At 72.1% G+C, this 16672-nt stretch carries 15 protein-coding genes; 7 read left to right on the forward strand and 8 right to left on the reverse strand.

What is annotated here, in order from left to right:
* Positions 1-12 precede the first annotated feature (12 nt).
* The 3 genes from ABZ795_RS04065 to ABZ795_RS04075 all read left to right on the forward strand — a co-directional run bounded on the left by ABZ795_RS04065 (position 13) and on the right by ABZ795_RS04075 (position 3008).
* Positions 13-504: a septum formation initiator gene (locus tag ABZ795_RS04065; protein WP_357528680.1), complete on the forward strand. Its 492-nt coding sequence runs from the start codon at positions 13-15 to the stop codon at positions 502-504.
* 254 nt (positions 505-758) lie between these two features.
* Positions 759-1151, forward strand: a complete 393-nt coding sequence (locus ABZ795_RS04070; RefSeq protein WP_327022494.1) for a cupin domain-containing protein — start codon at positions 759-761, stop codon at positions 1149-1151.
* 66 nt (positions 1152-1217) lie between these two features.
* Complete coding sequence (locus ABZ795_RS04075; protein WP_357528682.1) at positions 1218-3008, forward strand: glycoside hydrolase family 15 protein; 1791 nt, start codon at positions 1218-1220, stop codon at positions 3006-3008.
* A 35-nt stretch (positions 3009-3043) separates the two neighbouring features.
* Here ABZ795_RS04075 and ABZ795_RS04080 read toward each other — a convergent pair whose 3' ends face one another.
* The gene (locus ABZ795_RS04080; protein WP_357528684.1) at positions 3044-4237 is read right to left on the reverse strand and encodes a threonine synthase; all 1194 of its coding nucleotides are present in this window, start codon (positions 4235-4237) and stop codon (positions 3044-3046) included.
* A gap of 16 nt (positions 4238-4253) precedes the next feature.
* Positions 4254-5300 carry a DNA polymerase ligase N-terminal domain-containing protein gene (locus ABZ795_RS04085; RefSeq protein ID WP_357528686.1) on the reverse strand — a complete coding sequence of 349 codons (1047 nt, stop codon included), beginning with the start codon at positions 5298-5300 and terminating at the stop codon, positions 4254-4256.
* Between the two features lie 112 nt (positions 5301-5412).
* On the opposite strand from ABZ795_RS04085, the gene ABZ795_RS04090 reads away from it, so the two are divergent.
* Positions 5413-6201, forward strand: coding sequence for an aldo/keto reductase (locus ABZ795_RS04090; protein ID WP_357528688.1), 789 nt, complete (start codon positions 5413-5415; stop codon positions 6199-6201).
* 28 nt (positions 6202-6229) lie between these two features.
* Here ABZ795_RS04090 and ABZ795_RS04095 read toward each other — a convergent pair whose 3' ends face one another.
* From ABZ795_RS04095 to ABZ795_RS04115, 5 genes are read right to left on the reverse strand one after another with little or no spacing between them, the layout of a single operon-like run.
* Positions 6230-7438: an MFS transporter gene (locus tag ABZ795_RS04095; protein WP_327022489.1), complete on the reverse strand. Its 1209-nt coding sequence runs from the start codon at positions 7436-7438 to the stop codon at positions 6230-6232.
* On the reverse strand, positions 7435-8925 hold the full coding sequence (locus tag ABZ795_RS04100; RefSeq protein ID WP_357528691.1) for a condensation domain-containing protein: 1491 nt from the start codon (positions 8923-8925) through the stop codon (positions 7435-7437). The genes ABZ795_RS04095 and ABZ795_RS04100 overlap by 4 nt, the downstream gene beginning before the upstream one ends.
* Entirely contained in the window at positions 8909-10453 is a 1545-nt protein-coding gene (locus ABZ795_RS04105) for an amino acid adenylation domain-containing protein (RefSeq protein ID WP_357528693.1), read from the reverse strand. The genes ABZ795_RS04100 and ABZ795_RS04105 overlap by 17 nt, the downstream gene beginning before the upstream one ends.
* The gene (locus ABZ795_RS04110; RefSeq protein ID WP_357528695.1) at positions 10450-10683 is read right to left on the reverse strand and encodes a phosphopantetheine-binding protein; all 234 of its coding nucleotides are present in this window, start codon (positions 10681-10683) and stop codon (positions 10450-10452) included. Before ABZ795_RS04110 ends, ABZ795_RS04105 begins: the two co-directional genes overlap by 4 nt.
* Positions 10684-10728: 45 nt before the next feature.
* On the reverse strand, positions 10729-12096 hold the full coding sequence (locus ABZ795_RS04115; RefSeq protein ID WP_357528696.1) for a condensation domain-containing protein: 1368 nt from the start codon (positions 12094-12096) through the stop codon (positions 10729-10731).
* 147 nt (positions 12097-12243) lie between these two features.
* On the opposite strand from ABZ795_RS04115, the gene ABZ795_RS04120 reads away from it, so the two are divergent.
* Together ABZ795_RS04120 and ABZ795_RS04125 are read left to right on the forward strand one after the other, a co-directional pair.
* On the forward strand, positions 12244-13356 hold the full coding sequence (locus tag ABZ795_RS04120; RefSeq protein ID WP_357529011.1) for a histidine kinase: 1113 nt from the start codon (positions 12244-12246) through the stop codon (positions 13354-13356).
* Entirely contained in the window at positions 13353-14030 is a 678-nt protein-coding gene (locus tag ABZ795_RS04125; protein ID WP_357528698.1) for a response regulator transcription factor, read from the forward strand. The genes ABZ795_RS04120 and ABZ795_RS04125 overlap by 4 nt, the downstream gene beginning before the upstream one ends.
* Before the next feature lie 61 nt (positions 14031-14091).
* Here the strand turns inward: ABZ795_RS04125 and ABZ795_RS04130 are convergent, their stop codons facing one another.
* A complete protein-coding gene (locus ABZ795_RS04130) occupies positions 14092-15216 on the reverse strand; it encodes a cellulose binding domain-containing protein (protein WP_327022483.1) in 1125 nt (374 codons plus the stop codon).
* A 312-nt stretch (positions 15217-15528) separates the two neighbouring features.
* Here ABZ795_RS04130 and ABZ795_RS04135 point away from each other — a divergent pair, with 312 nt between their 5' ends.
* Positions 15529-16635, forward strand: coding sequence for an FAD-dependent monooxygenase (locus tag ABZ795_RS04135; RefSeq protein WP_357528701.1), 1107 nt, complete (start codon positions 15529-15531; stop codon positions 16633-16635).
* Positions 16636-16672: the final 37 nt, after the last annotated feature.

The following is a 16672-nucleotide window of genomic DNA, read 5'->3' on the forward strand; positions in this document are numbered from 1 at the left end:
GATAGTCGGGGCATGGGCCGTCGTACTCTCCTCGCCGTTGCCGGGTGGCTGGCCACCGCGGCCGTCGCCATGCTGATCGGGGTCGCCGCGATCCAACTGGTGGGGGAGAGCCTCACCGGCACCCCCGGCGGGGTCCGCAGCCAGGAGGAGGTGGCCCGGGCCCTGGCCGAGCCGCCCCCGGTCGCTCTCGGCGCCACCACCTCCGCCGCACCGACCCCGGGTCCGACGGCGCCGACCGGTACGCCCGCCACCCCGGCCAACCCGAGCGCCGAGGCCGGTGGTCGGCGCAGCTTCACCGGGTCCGGTGGCAGTGTGGTGGCCGAATGCGTACCGGGCGGGGTGTACCTGGTGTCCTGGACTCCCCGGCAGGGTTACCGGGTCGACGACTACGACCGGGGGCCCGACGACGACGCCGAGGTGAGCTTCGTCGGCCCGAGCGGGGAACACGAACTCTCCGTACGCTGCGTCAACGGGGTACCGGTCCTGGAGCCCGACAACGACTGACACCCGGCGGCGGGCCCGGTGGGAGGAATGAGCGCGCGGCGCCGTTCGATCCGAGGATCGAGACGTCGCCGCGCTCGGCCGTCTCCCACCACCGCAGCCGTACGGCGGTACGTCAGCGGGGACCTGGCTCGCCGGAGCTTGCCGGCCGAGATAGCGATCCCCGTTCGAGGGCGTGACAAACCCGGGATCCGGGCTCAATTGCACCATCTGCCGATCCCGGCGTGGCGAGGCCTGCGAGGGGGTATGTGCCGGGCATGGAGCACTTCACTATCGCGACCGTCGCCGAGAAGAGTCCGGATTTCCGCCGCGTGCTGTGGACCGGAGAACACACCCAACTGGTGATCATGACGATCCCGGCGGGGGGTGAGATCGGCGAGGAGGTCCACGAGGACACCGATCAGATCCTCACCTTCGTCAGCGGCACCGGGGAGGCTCGGGTGGCCGGTGAGAAGCGGGAGGTGGCGCAGGGCGACCTGGTGGTCGTACCGGCCGGCACCAAGCACAACTTCGTCAACACCGGCCCCAACCCGCTGGTGCTCTACACGGTCTACGGCCCGCCGGAGCACGCCGATCAGGCGGTACACCGGACCAAGGAGGAGGCCGACGAGGCCGAGGCCGCCGGGAAGGACGAACCACCGACCTCCTGATCCGTCGGCCACCGCAGCGGCCCGGCCCGGAGGTGAGGCCTCTCGAAGACCGGGTACGCGCCTGGGATGCGGCCCATCTCCGACTACGGCTTCCTGTCCGACCTGCGTACGAGCGCACTGGTGGGCACGGACGGCGGAGTCGACTGGTGGTGCCCGCAGCGGTTCGACTCCCCGTCCGTCTTCGCCCGCCTGCTCGACCCCGACGGCGGCCACTGGCGCATCGCACCGGCCGCCGTCGGGTCCGCCGGGCACCGGGTGCAGCGGTCGTACCTGCCGGACACCCTGGTGCTGCGGACCGTGCACCACACCCCGGAGGGCAGTGTCGCCGTCACGGACGCACTGGCCGGGGAACCGGGGGCCCGGGCTCACGAACTCGGCATGAACTCCCCGGCCGTGCTGGTGCGGGTGGTGGAGGGGCTGTCCGGCCGGGTGCCGATGACTGTCGACTTCCGACCCCGACCGGAGTACGGCCTGACCATGCCGTACCTGCGGGAACGGGCCGACGGGACCGTGCAGGTGGCGGCTGGCCCGGTCGACCTGGTGCTGCGCTGTACCAAGCTGCGCCTGCGCGCCGAGGACGACCGGGTACGACAGGACTTCGAGATCGCCGAGGGCCAGGTGCTCGGCTTCGACCTGGCCTACGCCGCCGCCTACGGCGGTTCCCCGGTCGGCCTGGACCCGGTAGCGGCCGTTGCCGACACCGCCCAGGCCTGGCAGGCATTCCGGGAGAGCCACCGGTACACCGGCCGCTACCCCGAACTGGTCCGGCGCAGCGCGACCGTGCTCACCGGCCTGACGTACGCCCGCAGCGGTGCGGTCACCGCGGCGGCCACCACCTCACTGCCGGAGGTGATCGGCGGCGACCGCAACTACGACTACCGCTACGCCTGGTTGCGGGACTTCGCGATGACCCTGCGGGCCCTGTGGGTGGCGGCCTGCCCGACGGAGTCCTCCCGACTGTTCGCCTGGGCCACCCGCTCGATCGGCCGCATCGGCGCCGACCCGATCCCGGTGCTGTTCGGGCTGGAGGGCGAACGCGACATCAACGAGCACCTCTGTCCCCACCTCGCCGGGTACGCCGGCAGCACCCCGGTGCGGGTCGGCAACGATGCCTGGCGGCAGCACCAGGCGGACGTGCCCGGCGAGATCGTCTCCGCGGTCTGGCTGCTGCGCAGCTACCTGGGGGAGGAGTTCGACGCCGAGCTACGCGAGTTGGTCCTGGGGCTGACCGAGCAGGTGGCGGCCACCTGGCGGCTGCCGGACCGGGGCATCTGGGAGCCGCGTGACCGGGAACGGCACTACCTGTCGTCCAAGGTGATGTGCTGGGTGGCGTTGGACAAGGCGGTGCGGCTGGCCCCCCGGCTGGGGGAACGCGCGGACGTGCGGCGGTGGGCGGCCGTGCGGGACGAGATCCGGTCCACCGTGCTGCGCGAGGGGTTCCACGAAGGCCGGGGGATCTACACCGGCGCCTTCGGCTCACCGGAGTTGGATGCCGCCGTGCTGTACCTGCCGGTGATGGGTTTCCTGCCGGCCGACGACCCCAGGATGCGGGCCACCATCGCGGCCGTGGAACGGGAGCTGGGCACTGCCGGTGGGCTGGTCCGCCGCTGGCGGGACGAACCCAGCGGCTTCCTGCTCTGCTCGTACTGGCTGGTGGAGTGCCTGGCGATGGCCGGTGAACCCGAGCGGGCCGCCCGGCTGTTCGAGCAGGTCACCGGGCACGCCAACGACCTGGGGCTGCTCAGTGAGCAGATCGACCTGGACAGCGGGGCCCACCTGGGCAACACCCCCCAGGCGCTGTCGCACATCGGCCTGATCAACGCCGCCTGGCGGTTGACCGAGCTGGCCGGGGGCTGACCGAGGCCCGGCCAGGCGAGGCCAGGTGAGAACGGTCAGGCGGGCAGCACCGGCACCCCGGAGACGTCCACCGTGTCCGGGTACTTCACCCCGGCCCCGGTGTTGAGCACCACCACCCGTTCCCCGGCGCGGATCCATCCGCCGGCCCGCAGCTTGCGGGCGGCGGTCAGGCAGGCGGCCCCCTCCGGGCAGAGCAGCAGGCCCTCCCGGGCGGCGAAGTCCCGCAGGTCGGCCAGGATCTCGGCATCGTCCACCGCGATCGCGGTGCCGGCGGTGGCCCGCAGGGCGGACAGGATCAGCTCGTCGCCCAGCGGCGCGGGCACGGTGATGCCGAAGGCCACCGTGTGGGCGTCCGACCAGGGCCGGGCCCGGTCCTCCCCGGCGGCGAAGGCCCGCACGATCGGCGCGCAGCCGGTGGACTGCACCGCCACCAGGCGGGGCAGCCGGTCCTCGATCCAGCCCAGCTCCCGCAGCTCGCCTAGGGCCTTGTGGATGCCGATCAGCCCCACCCCACCCCCGGTCGGGTAGACGATCACGTCGGGCACCTGCCAACGGAGCTGCTCGACGATCTCGTACCCCATGGTCTTCTTGCCTTCCAGGCGGTACGGCTCGCGCAGGGTACCGGCGTCGAAGACGGCACCGCCGGAGGCCGCTACCAGGGCGGCGATCTGGCGCCCGGCGTCGCTGATCAGCCCGTCGACCAGGCGTAGGTCCGCTCCGGCGGCCACGCACTCGCGGCGGCAGATGGTCGGGGCGTCGACCGGCATCGCGATGATGGCCCCCAACCCGGCCCGGGCCGCGTAGGTGGCCCAGGCGGCTCCGGCGTTGCCGTTGGTCGGCAGGGCGATCCGGCGGATGCCCAGCTCCCGGGCGCGGCTGATCCCCACGGCGGCCCCGCGCGCCTTGAAGGACCCGGTAGGGATCAGCCCTTCGTCCTTGACCAGCAGTTCGTCGACCCCGATTCGGACACCGTAGGACGGTGCCCGCAGCATCGGGGTCCACCCCTCGCCCAGGGTGGTGACGTGCCGGGGGTCGGCCACCGGCAGCAGTTCCCGATAGCGCCACAGGTCGGCCGGGCGCAACCCGAACCGCTCCGGCTGGAGGATCCCGGCCACCCGGGCCAGGTCGTAGCGGGCCAGCAGGGGTGAGCCGCAGTCGCACAGGTTCTGCGGTACCCCGGCGTCGTGTTCCCGGCCGCAGCGCGGGCATTCGAGATGGGTCAGGTACACGATGCTCCTCGCCGTCTCAGCTTGCCTCGATGCGACGCCAGTCCCGACTGCGCCGACCCGGCTCGTAGACCGAGTCCAACCGTTTCGCGATCACCCCGGGCAGGCCCTGCTCACGGGCCGCCTGCCGGGCCTCGGCGCCGGTGCCGGGAAACCACGGCGGGGTCTGCCAGTGCGTACCGGTCAGGGTCAGCCCTTCCAGCAGTTCCCGGCGCTGCCGATAGGGCAGTTGGCCGCTGGTGGCCCCCTCCAGCCAGAGCAGGTCGACCAGGAGGTACTGGGCGTCCGGGGTGCCGCGTCCGCCCCGGACCGGCCGGACCCGTCCGGCGCGGTCGATGCGCACCAGCACCCCGTCGAGTACGGCCTCCGTGGGCGCCAGGGCCTCGGCCATCGGCCGCAGCCAGGAGTATTCGGTGGTGATGTCGGTACCGGTGTCGGAGAGCAGCCGCAACCGGCCCCCGGAGACGTACGCCATCGCCCGGACCCCGTCCCAGCGCAGCTCGTACCCCCAGTTCTCCGGGTCGCTGGGGAGCCGGGCGGCCGGGGTGGTGCGCATCGGGGCTACCAGGTCGGGCATGGTGGTCCAGCCCGGCGGCGCCGGATCGGTGCGCCGCACCATCCAGTCCCGGCCGTCCCGGCCGCCGGTGGCGAACAGCACGTACCGGCCGGTCGTCCGGTCGCCGTGCAGGTGCACGACCACCTCACGGTCCTGCCACTTCTCGCAGTGGTACGTGCCCCGGTCGTGAATGATCATCTGTCCGCCGCCGTACTCACCGGCCGGGATCTCCCCGGCGAAGTCGAGATACTCCATCGGGTGGTCCTCGGTGTGTACGGCCAGGTGGTTACGGCCGGGCTCGCGGGGCAGGCCACGCGGCACCGCCCAGGAGGCGAGCGCCCCGTCGTGTTCCAGCCGCAGGTCCCAGTGCAGGCTGCGGGCGTGGTGCTGCTGGATGACGAACCGGCTCCGGTCGCGGCCGGCCCGGCGGCGGGGTCGCTCCGCCGGCACCGGTTCCGGGGTACGCGTAGCGTCCCGCTTGCGCCGGTACTCCTCCAGCCGGTCAGCCACACCCGCATTCTCCGGCAAACCGGGCGGTCGTGCCTGCCCACCGGCCGGGTCGAGCAACCCGACGGGACCGTTTTCGGGCGTGGCAGGACCCGAAGGGGGTACAACGGTCGGTATGGACCAAGCTGACCACCCCACCGCCCTTCTTCCCGGCGACGTCCGGATCCCCCTGCTCGGCTTCGGCACCTGGCAGGCCACCGGCGAAGCCGGGTACCAGGCCGTCCTGGCCGCCCTCGACATCGGCTACCGGCACATCGACACCGCCACCATGTACGGCAACGAGGAGGAGGTCGGCCGGGCCCTGCGGGACAGCGGGCTGCCGCGGGAGGAGGTCTTCCTCACCACCAAACTGCCGCCGGAGCGGGTCGGCCGGGAACGGGAGACCATCGAGCAGAGCCTGCGGGCCCTCGGGGTCGACCAGGTCGACCTGTGGCTGGTGCACTGGCCGCCGAGCGAGCCGGGCGACCTGATCCCGGTCTGGCGGGAGATGCTGGCCGCGCGGGACGCCGGGCTGGCCCGCGCGGTGGGGGTCAGCAACTTCAGCACCGGGCAGATCGACGAGCTGATCCAGGCCACCCAGGAACCCCCGGCGATCAACCAGATCAAGTGGAGCCCGCCGCTGTACGACCGGCAGCGGCACCTCGAACTCCGGGACCGTGGGGTGGTCCTGGAGGGGTACAGCCCCTTCAAGGCCAGCAACCTGTCCGACCCGGTGCTGACCCGCATCGCCGCGGCGCACGAGGTGTCCCCGGCCCAGGTGGTGCTGCGCTGGCACCTGGATCACGAGATCGTGGTCATCCCGAAGTCGGTGACCCCGGAGCGGATCCGCGCCAACGCGGACGTCTTCGGCTTCTCGCTGACCCCCGAGGAGATGCGCGACATCGACGCCCTCGGCAAGGTCTGACCCCTCGGCGGTGGTGGCTCGCGGAGGGCTAACTCCGGTCGCCGCTCGGCTCGGCCGTGCGATGGGGTGCCTGCGGCCCGGTGTCGGCGACCCCGACCGCCTGCGGGGCAGGCCGCACCGCGCCGGCCAGGGCGGCGACCAGCATCGCGAGCACGACCGGCACCAGCATCGCCGTTCCGATGCCGAACAGATGGGAGGTGCCCCCGATGATGGCGGGACCGACCAGCAGACCGACATGCCCGGCGGCCGTGACCGACGCGATCATCCGGCCGCCGTGGCGTCCGGCCGCGCTGTAGCAGGCCGGTGCCACCACGCACATGCCGAGTCCGAACAGGGTGAACCCGGCCAGTGCGGCGGGTAGCGACCGCGCGGTCACCCCTAGCGTGAGCGCGACCCCGGCGAGCAGGGAACCGGCCCGGACCGCCCACACCGCGCCGATGGTGTCGACGATCCGGTCGCCGAACAGGCGGCCGACCGCCATGGCGACACAGAACCCCGCGTATCCCGAGCCGACCAGCGCTGCCGGGGCGGCCAGGGAATCGTGCAGGTAGATGGCGCTCCAGTCGTCGATCGCCGCCTCGGCGATGTAGAAGCAGAACGCCATCGCGCCGAGCAGCAGGGTCACCCGGGGCCCACCGGAACCCGACCGGTCCGCCGCCGGCTCGTCCCCGGTGCCGGCGGTACCGGGCGGGCCGCCGCGCAGGACGACGCCGAGCACCAGACACAGGAGAGTGAGCACGGCGAAGTGCTCGGCCACGGTCGCACCGGCCCCCGCCGCCAGGCCGCCGGTGACCGCGCCGAGCAGTCCGCCGCCGCTGAACAGGGCGTGCATGCCGGACATCACCGATCGGGCCAGCAGCCGCTCCACACCGGCGGCCATGCTGTTGGCCGCCATGTTGAGGGCGACGGCCGCGACACCGAAGGCCACCAGGAGCCCGCCGAGGGCCACCAGTGACCCGGCGAACGACAGCAGGAACATCGACGCCGCGGTCGCGAGCATCGCCAGCCGCGCCACCGGTCCCTCGCCGTAGCGCACGATGGCCGTTCCGGCGGGCTTCGCGAAGGCGACAGCCCCGACAGTGGCGGCGGCCAACGCCAGGCCGAAGGGACCGTCGGTGGCCTCCAGGCCGTGTTTCAGATCCGGCAGCCGGGTCGCGAAGCTGCCCATCAGCATCCCGTTGACGCAGAAGAGCACCGCCGTACGGATTCGGCTCCGACCGGCCTCGGTCGCGGTCATCGACACACCCCCGGCAGCGCGGTGACCGGTGCCGGTTGCCGACCGGCGTACCGGCGGAGGTTGTCGCGGAAGCCGGTCAGCAGGGCGGCGGCCTCGGCGGCACCGATCCAACCCGGCCCGTAGCTGAACACTGCGGTGTCGGTGGTGTCGCTGTAGCCGCTGCCGGCCGGCCAAATCTCGGTCATGGTCCGGTTCGCCAGGGCCGGGTAGGGGCTCCGGACGAATCGGGCCCGTGTCCCGGGTAGCTCGATCCGGGGAGCCGGATTGTTCTGTAGCGCGAAGACATGCTGGTGGATGTGCCCGGCCGAGCCTGCCGCCCGGACCACCTCCTCGAAGTCCAGGTCCTGGCGGGACAGCGCGCTGGCCCAGGCGGTCGCGGTCGCGGTCAGGTCCCCGGCCGGATCGGGAGCGGCCGGCAGCATGATCCGTACCGGCAGCATCTCGACGAAGTTGCCGACCACCAGGTCGAGCCCGGCGGCACCCCGGCGGTTCACCGGCACCACGAAGGAGATGTCCCGCTGGCCGGTGACCGTCCCGACGGCGCGGGCGTAGGCCGCCATGGCTACGGAGACGGCCGGGACCGGGGCCAGGGCGGCGGTGAGTACGGCCGGTGTCTCGGACGCCTCCCGGCCGGTACGGCTGCCGGTGGCCCCGGGGAAACGGAGTTCGGTGGCCCCGGACAGGGCGGCGCGTACCCGGGCACCCTGCCGATCCAGGTCTCCGGCGGCGCGTTGCCGCCGGTAGGACTCGTTCGCCGTACGGGCGTCCGGGGCCGCCGGCCAGTCGACCGGGCGCCTGTCGAGGCGGGCCCGGTACGCCCGGCCGAGATCGGCGGCGACGACACTCTCGCTGTAGCCGTCGAACGCGACATGATGCGCGACCAGGCCGATGACCGCCCCGGTCGGCGTGCTCACGACCACCGAACGGAAGACCTCACCCGCTGCGGGTCGCAGCGCCACGGTGAGCAGGGGCTGGCACCGCGCCAGCGCCTCGGCGGCGGTCTCCGCGACCATCCGGGCCGGGGCGACCGGCGGACCTGCGGGCACCGCACCACCGCGCAGGGTGTACGCGCACCGCAGCAGTTCGTGACGCTGCTGCACCTCCATGATCGATTCCGCTAGCAGGTCGGCGTGGACCGGGCCGTCGAGGGTCCACAGCAGGATGCAGTTGCCGGCGATGTCGGCCGGGGAGACGAGCTGGCGGAGCAGGCAGCCGCGAGCCAGGGAGGTCAGCGGAATCCCCGCACCGGTCGCGCGGGGGAGCACCGGCACGCCGCCGTTGCGCCAGTGCTCGGCCAGCGCGGTGACCGTCGGGGCCGTCATCACGTCGGCCAGGGAGAGCGTGACCCCGGTCCGGTGCTCCAGTTCGGCGCAGACCCGCAGCAGGTCCAGGGAGGTCACCCCCAGTCGGCTCAGCGAGTCCTCCGTTGCCGCCGTGCCGAGCACGGCATCGACGATCCTGCCGACCCGGTCACCTGGCGTCGACATCCGGCCTCCTGGCGGGCGGGAACCCCGTCGTGGCGGCGGCGAGTCGGTCTCGGACGATCTCGACCAGCGCAGGGCGGTCGAGCTTGCCGGACGCGTTCTGGGGCAGCCGGTCGAGCAGGAGGTACCGGTCGGGACACATCGCCTCCGGCAGGGTCCTCGCCACGGCGTCGCGCAGCGCCCTGATCCCGTGCGGGTCCAGCAGTCCGGTCACCGTGGTGACGCATGCGGTCAGGAACCGCGCGGGGCCCACCTCGCCGAGGCACACCCCGGCGTCGGCGACCAGTCCGGTACGACGCAGCACCTCCTCGATCTCCTCCGGCTCGATCCGGTGGCCGCGCACCTTGAGTTGCTGATCGAGGCGGCCGAGGTGTTCGAGTGACCCGTCCGGCAGCCACCGGCCGAGGTCGCCGGTCCGGTACGCGGGCGCCCCTTCCCACGACACGAAACGATCGGCCGTCAGCTCCGGCCGGTGCAGGTAGCCCAGGCCCACCGTCTCGCCGGTGATCCAGAGCTCCCCGGTCTCCCCGGGCGGCGATACGCTGCCGTCGGGGCAGACCACTACGACCCCGGCCTTCGGCAGTGGGTGGCCGATCGGTGACCGGATCCCGGACCGCAGATCGGCCTCGGTGATCTCCTTCATGGTGGCGAAGACCGTCGTCTCCGTCGGGCCGTACATGTTCACCACGGCCGGTTCCGGGCCGCCCACGATCCGCCGCAGTTCGGCCACCAGGTCCAGCCGGATCGCCTCCCCGACCGAGAACAGGTACCGCAGGTTCAGCGGTGCCGTTTCCGGTCCGGTGCAGCCGCGTCGGGCGAGCGCCGGGAGCAGGTACTGGAGTGCCGAGGGGACCTGCGACACGACGGTCACGCGGTGCTCGGCCAGCAGTCCGGCGAAGACCGCCGGGTTGCGCAGCGCCGGGGTCGGCACCAGCACGGCGGTAGCGCCGGTGGCCAGCGCTCCCCACAGTTCCCAGACCGAGGCGTCGAAGGCCAGCGAGTGGAAGACCGTCCAACGGTCCTGCGGGGTCAGGTCGAACAACGGCACCGTCTCGTCGAGGAACGCCGTGACATTGTGCTGGGTGATCAGGCAACCCTTGGGTCGACCGGTGGAGCCGGAGGTGTAGGCGAGGTAGGCCAGGTCGGCGGGCAGCGGATCGCGGCGGGGGACTGCCTGCCCGGTGACCGTCGGCGGGTCCGCGTCGCCGGAGCTGTCGACTACCAGGCCGATCCCGGCGTCCCTGCGGATGAACTCGATCCGGTCGGCCGGACAGGACGGATCCAGGGCGACATAGGCGGCCCCGGTCCGCAGCACCCCGAGGATCGCCGCGACGGTCTGGGTGTTGCGGCCCACCCGGATGCCGACCAGGTGGCCGGCCCCGGCCCCGGCGGCTTCGAGGTCACCGGCGATCGAGTCACCGGCCTGGCGTAGCTGTCCGTACGTCATCGTCCCGGCGGAGTCCACCACGGCCGTTCTGTCCGGGTGCCGACGGGCGACCTCGTCGAGGCGGTCGGCGAGGGAGCCGGTCACCGACTCGCCTCCAGATCGACCTCGAGAGCCGCGGCCAGCGCCGCCGGAGTGCGGTGGTCGAATACCTGCTCGGGCCCGAAGTGCAGCCCGGCCTCCTCGGCCTGGATGACCATCTCGATGAGCAGCAGCGAGTATCCGCCGTTGTCGAAGAAGTCGTCGTCGGGACCGATGGGGGTGGCGAGCAGGCGACTCCAGATCTGGCAGAGCAGGGCGACGTTCGCCGATGTCATGGCAATCCTCCAAAAGACTGTTCCGCACAGTGGTCGCGCGATGGTCTACAGCGGTGTCGCGCCGGTCAGGGCGGCCATCCGGGCGTCCGGGACGGGCCCGGTCGCGGCGGCGAGCAGCAGCCGTTCGATGCCGCGCAGCAGCCGTGCACTTCCGGTCGCGGAGAACAGGTGTGAGTCCGTCACGAGCAGCAGGTCGTACGCGGTACCGGCCGAGGTGATCCGGAGGTAGAACCGCATGTCGTTGTCGTCGAGCCCGTCGAGCCGGGTGAGCACGCCGCCGGTCTCGGCCGACCGGCCCCGGGGCAACGGCGGCTCGACCGCCCGCCCGTCCGGCTGCATGGTCCGGGCGTCGTTGAAGTAGGCGCTGAGGTCGAAGGTGGTGTCCGCAGCCGCCTCGATGCGGGCCCGGAGGCGATCGAACTCGTCCGGCGGATAGCGCGAGTGGCAGCACGCGATGGTCGCCGACCGGTACGCCAGCCGTACGGTCTCGTCGAAGTCGGTGTCGCCCAGCGGCACCACCGCGAGCGCGTCCTGGGCCATCGCGGCGGCGAGCGAGCGGTATCGCGGGGTGAACCGGTTGGAGGTGATGATCTTTATCGGCACCTGCCGGTCGGCGCAGGAGGCGGCGAGGGCTGCGGCGGTGGCCGCCAGGAAGACCGCCGCAGTCGAGGTTCCACATCGGTCGGCGATGGTCCGCGCGGCGGAGACGATCGTGGTCGACCGCAGGGTGTGCGCGTGGAAGCGCGGCAGGTCGGCCTCGCCGACGAGGGTGGCGAACACCGACGGCCGCACCGATCGGAGACACTTCTCCAGGTACGCCCGGGTGCTGGACCTGATCCCGACGGCCTCGTGCCGGGCGTGCTCGATCGGCCCGTACCGCTCCGGTCGCAGCCGGTGCCGGCCGTCCAGGCAGTGCAGCAGGTCGGCTAGCAGCCGATCGGTCGCCCAGCCGTCCAGCGCCACATGCGAGGCCACGAACGCCACCCCGACCACCGCGTGCCGCTCGACCAGCAGGCAGAACCGGACCGGCCAGTCCCGAGCCAGGTCGATCCGGCCGGTGGCCAGCTCGGCCGTCGTGCGTACCGCGATGCGGCGAGCCTGTGAGCGGGGTACCGGGACGACGGTGACCCGGTGCGTTCCGTCGGTGGCTACCTGCTGGCGGGGACCGTCCGCACCGGTCACGAACCGGGTCCGCAACACCTGCCGGCGCTCGACGAGCACTCGGATCGCCTTCACGGCGCGGGCCAGCGGCACCGGGCGGGACAACAGCCGCCAGCGCGGCAGGTTGAATCGCTCGGCCGCGCCGCCGAAGCGCTCCACCGCACGCCACATGTTGGCCTGACCCCAGGTCAGGTCCACCTCGCCGCCGACACAGCTGTGGAACGGAACGGCGATCGTCGTCGTATCACCCATCGGTCACCCCTGCCCTCCTCGGGACGCTTCGACGCTATGGCGGTGATCGATCGCCGTCGTCCCGTCGGGGTGGTACCTCCGACTACCCCCATGGGGGTAGTGACCCATCGATGCCTGTTGCCTGGCCGCTATCGTCTGGCCGTGCGGATGCTCCTTCGTTCCGTCCCGGTGGACGTGTTGCTGGCGGTGACGCTCACCGGCCTGACGGTCGCGACGATGCTCGGGCAGCGCGACGGTGCACCGCACTGGGCGGCGGTCGTGCTGGCGGCACTCACGGTCGCGCCGATCGCGCTGCGCCAGCGCGCCCCCGTACTCACCACGGTCGTGATCCTGACCGCCCTCATCGGGTTGAGCCTGTTCCGCTACGACGACTTCCCCAACGGCGGGCTCGGGATACTGATCGGGATGTTCACGGTCGCCACCCTGCGTCCGCGGCGGGTCGCGGGCCTGGTGTTCCTGGCCGCGGTGGCGGTCACCGCGTTCGTCTACTGTGTGCACTTCACCGCGCCGGTCTACTGGTCACAGGTGGCACAGGTGACGCTCATCGTGCTCGGGGCGTGGGCACTCGGTGAGAGCACGAAGATGTGGTCCAGACGAGCCGAGCGGCTGGCCGCCCAGGCGGCCCGGGCCGCGTCCGAGGAACGGATGCGTATCGCCCGGGAGATGCACGACATCGTCTCGCACCACATGTCGGTCGTCTCACTCCAGGCGGGACTGGCCGAATGTGTTGTCCGCACGGATCCGGACACCGCGCACACCGCGATCGCCACGGCCGGTGAGGCGAGCCGTCAGGCCCTGTCCGAACTGCGCCGCCTGCTCGACGTGCTCCGGCTCGAACCCGAATCCGGCCCCGAAGAGCGTTCCCGGCCCGGCCTGGCGCAACTGGAGGAACTGGTCACCGGCGCCCGCAGCGCCGGCCTGCCGGTCGACCTCTCGGTGGTGGGAGGAGTGTTCCCGCTGCCTCCGGGGCCCGACCTCTGCGCCTATCGGGTGGTGCAGGAGTCGCTGACGAACGTCCTCAAGCACGCCGGTCCGGCTGTCGCGAAGGTCGACCTCGAATACGGAACGCGTGCGCTGACCGTCCGGATAAGCGACAACGGCACGTGGGGCGACCGCCCCCGTCAACTGTCGCCGACCTCCTACGGAATCCAGGGCATGCGCGAGCGCGCCGAGCTGTACGGAGGTGTCCTCACCGCCGAACACGCCGAGGACGGCGGCTTCACCGTCCTGTTGCGTCTCCCCGTCGGGGCGCCCCGGTGAGCGGGGCGATCCGGGTGCTCGTCGCCGACGATCAGGCGCTGATCCGGGCCGGGCTGGTGTCGCTGCTCCGGCTGACACCGGGAACGGAGGTCGTGGGGGAGGCCGCCGACGGGGCCGAGGCCGTGGCGCTGGCCGCCCAGACCCGGCCGGATGTCGTACTGATGGACATCCGCATGCCGGTCCTCGACGGGATCGCCGCCACCCGGCGAATCCTCGACGGGGTCGGGGAGCACCTGCCCCGGGTCGTCGTGCTCACCACGTTCGACCTGGACGAGTACGTCTACACGGCGCTGCGGGCGGGGGCGTCCGGATTCCTGCTGAAGGACATGCCACCGCAGCGGATCATCGCGGCCGTGCACACCATCGCCGGGGGTGACATCCTGGTAGCGCCGCAGATCACCCGACGGCTGATCGAGGCCTACGCCAGCCGGCAACGGGCGGCCGGCATCGGCGGGAAGCGCCTGCGTGAGCTGACCGCCCGGGAGACCGAGGTCCTGCGGCTGGTCGGTAGCGGCCGGAACAACACCGAGATCGCCGATCATCTGGTGCTCAGCGAGGCGACCGTGAAGACCCACGTCAAGCGGCTGATGGCGAAACTGGGCCTGAACAGCCGGGCGCAGGCGGTCGTGGTGGCCTACGAGAGTGGACTGTGCGTGCCGTCGGCCCAGTGTTGAGGCCCCTGCCCCGGTCTGTGGCCCCGGGGTGTGGCGGAGGCCGCACCCCGGGGCGGATCGGTCAGGAGCGCGAGCAGGCGGTGCCGTTGAGGGTGAAGCTGGTGGGGTTGGCGTACGCCCCGTTCAGGGTGCCCTGGTAGCCGAAGCTGGCCGTACCGCCGGGGGCGATCGTGCCGTTGTGACCGACATTGCGGGCGGTCACCGACGAACCGCTCTGGCTCACGGTGGCGTTCCAGGAGTTGGTCACCTGCTGACCGGACGGCAGCGAGTACGCCAGGGTCCAGCCGTTGAGGGTGCTCGACCCGGTGTTGGTGATCTGCACGTCGGCGGTGAACCCGTTGTTCCACGAGTTGGCGGTGTACTTCACCGCGCACGCGCCACCACCGGAGGGCGGAGGAGTGGTGGTGGGCGGCGGGTTGTTGTTGCCGCCTCCGTTGACCGCTGCGGAGAAGTTGGTCACCGCCAGCCCGGCGCCGCCCTGCCAGGGCTCGAAACCGGCCTGGATGCTGGTCAGGTACCAGGAGTTGGTGATCGCGCCCCGGTTACGGGTGTCGTTGATGAAGGCCAGCAGGTTGAGGTTCGCGCTGCTGATCGCCGAGGGGGAGACGTACGAGATGACGTTGTTGCCGCCGTTGTTGCCCCGCCAGACCTCCCAGTTGCGCCCGTCGATGTTGGCGTTGCCGACCGGGGAGCCGATGGGCTGGATGGAGCCCTGCCGGTTGAGCCAGATCATGATCTCCATCTGGTTCACCCCGTCCCGCTTGGGCGAGGGGTCCAACCAGATGTCGTACGAGGCGTTGTAGATGGCGTTGCTCACGTACCGGTAGTTGATGCTGCTGGTCGCACTGCTGATCTGGCTGACCTGGATGGGCAGGTTGGTGCCGGGGGAGCAGTTGGTGTAGTGGCAGCCGAGGAAGACCGAGGGGTACGCCGTCGGGGCCCCGTTGGTCGGGTTGCTGCCGTTCTGGGTGGTGATCTCGAAGCCGTTGCTGGTGACGTTGATGCACTGCTGGGCGGTGGTGCCCCACTTGTTGTTCTGCACCACGTAGCGGTTCTGGATCACGGTGCTGCCGTACTGCTCGCAGATGACCGTGTCGGCGGCGGCGGTGCCACCGAGAGCCACGGCGACGACCGCGCTCGCGGCGAGCAGGCCGGTGGCCATCAGGGCTCGCAGGGTACGTCTCATGGATGCTCCTTGCGTTGCGGCGTCGCGCGGACGCCGGGACGGGAGGTGCGGACGAGCGGTCGGGAGCGTGGACGGTGGTGGGGGTCCGGGAGCGCTCCCACATTCATCGTCACATTTACATCCTTCGAGCTGATGGTGCAACTGGCGAGGGGAAATGCGGCAGAAGGTGAGGTGTGCCACCGCCCGCACGGGTGGCCGACGGCGATCGGCGGGCATCGGGGGTGACCGGATTGCCTCTGGCGTGCACCGATTGCGCCGAGTAGTGTCTTGCCTCCGACGCGTTCCGAACCCCCTCCGGAGGCGTACACCCCCATGCGTGGCTCCCCCCTGCGCATCCTCGTCGTCGGTGCGGGCATCGCCGGCCTGTCCGTGGCCCGGGCCCTGCGCCTGGCGGGCTTCCGCCCGGATGTCACCGACAGAGCGGCGCCGAATGACCTCGACGACGCCGGTCTCTACCTCCCCGGCAACGCCGCCCGGGCGCTGCGACGACTGGACCTCGACGGGCCGGTCCGCCCCTTCGGACAGGTCATCCACCGGCAACACTTCCTGGACTCGGCCGGGCTGCCGCTCTGCGAGGTGGACCTCGACGCCCTCTGGGCCGGGGTCGGCGAGTGCCGGGCCCTGTCCCGCGCCGACCTGCACCGGGTGCTGCTCAGCGGAGCCGGCGGTGCGGTCCGGCACGGCGCCGAGGTCAGCGGCATCGAGCTGCTGCCGGCCGGCGTCGGGGTCACCTTCGTCGACGGCACCCGGACGGAGTACGACCTGGTGATCGGCGCGGACGGACCCCGTTCCTCGATCCGCTCCCTGGCCGCCCTCGGCGGCCCACCCCGCCCCGCCGGTCAGGTGGTGTACCGCAGCATCGTGCGCGACGGGCCGGTGGTCGAGGAGTGGACCGCCCTGCTCGGGCAGCGCAGCGGCTTCCTGGTGGTGCCGATCGGGGCCGGCCGGCTGTACTGCTACGCCGACGAGGCCGGCACGGAACTGCCCAGGGACCCCCGGGCGCGGCTGGTGGAACTGTTCGGGGACTACGGCGGGCCGGTGCCGGAGGTGCTCGAGGCCCTGGACCGGGTGCAGGCCACCACCACCGACGAGGTCGAACTCGGGCGCTGGTACCGGGGGCGGGTGCTGCTGGTGGGTGACGCCGCCCACGCCACCGCCCCGACCCTGTCCCAGGGGGCGGCGATGGCCCTGGAGGACGCGGTGGTGCTCGCCGAGTCACTGCGGGCCGCGTCGAGCGTGGATGCGGCACTGACCGCGTACGAGAGTCGTCGCCGGCCGCGTACCCGATGGGTGCGGGACCGTACCCGGGACCGCAACCGGACCCGGGACGTGCCGCCCGCACTGCGCGACCCGTTGCTGCGCGGTCGCGGTGATCGCATCTTCGGCGAGCATTACCGGCTGCTACTCGGCCCCCTGTGATCCACGGTCGGTAACCCCGCGCGGCGCTCTCACCTGC

It is taken from the genome of Micromonospora sp. NPDC047134 (assembly GCF_040643455.1).
Lineage (GTDB): Bacteria > Actinomycetota > Actinomycetes > Mycobacteriales > Micromonosporaceae > Micromonospora.

Bases quoted from the DNA above. Each gene is read 5' to 3' on its own strand.
- ABZ795_RS04090 (WP_357528688.1), top strand. From the start codon at position 5,413: ATGGACCAAGCTGACCACCCCACCGCCCTTCTTCCCGGCGACGTCCGG.
- ABZ795_RS04095 (WP_327022489.1), bottom strand. From the start codon at position 7,438: ATGACCGCGACCGAGGCCGGTCGGAGCCGAATCCGTACGGCGGTGCTC.
- ABZ795_RS04115 (WP_357528696.1), bottom strand. From the start codon at position 12,096: ATGGGTGATACGACGACGATCGCCGTTCCGTTCCACAGCTGTGTCGGC.
- ABZ795_RS04070 (WP_327022494.1), top strand. From the start codon at position 759: ATGGAGCACTTCACTATCGCGACCGTCGCCGAGAAGAGTCCGGATTTC.
- ABZ795_RS04075 (WP_357528682.1), top strand. From the start codon at position 1,218: ATGCGGCCCATCTCCGACTACGGCTTCCTGTCCGACCTGCGTACGAGC.
- ABZ795_RS04065 (WP_357528680.1), top strand. From the start codon at position 13: ATGGGCCGTCGTACTCTCCTCGCCGTTGCCGGGTGGCTGGCCACCGCG.
- ABZ795_RS04120 (WP_357529011.1), top strand. From the start codon at position 12,244: ATGCTCCTTCGTTCCGTCCCGGTGGACGTGTTGCTGGCGGTGACGCTC.
- ABZ795_RS04130 (WP_327022483.1), bottom strand. From the start codon at position 15,216: ATGAGACGTACCCTGCGAGCCCTGATGGCCACCGGCCTGCTCGCCGCG.
- ABZ795_RS04110 (WP_357528695.1), bottom strand. From the start codon at position 10,683: ATGACATCGGCGAACGTCGCCCTGCTCTGCCAGATCTGGAGTCGCCTG.
- ABZ795_RS04100 (WP_357528691.1), bottom strand. From the start codon at position 8,925: ATGTCGACGCCAGGTGACCGGGTCGGCAGGATCGTCGATGCCGTGCTC.
- ABZ795_RS04135 (WP_357528701.1), top strand. From the start codon at position 15,529: ATGCGTGGCTCCCCCCTGCGCATCCTCGTCGTCGGTGCGGGCATCGCC.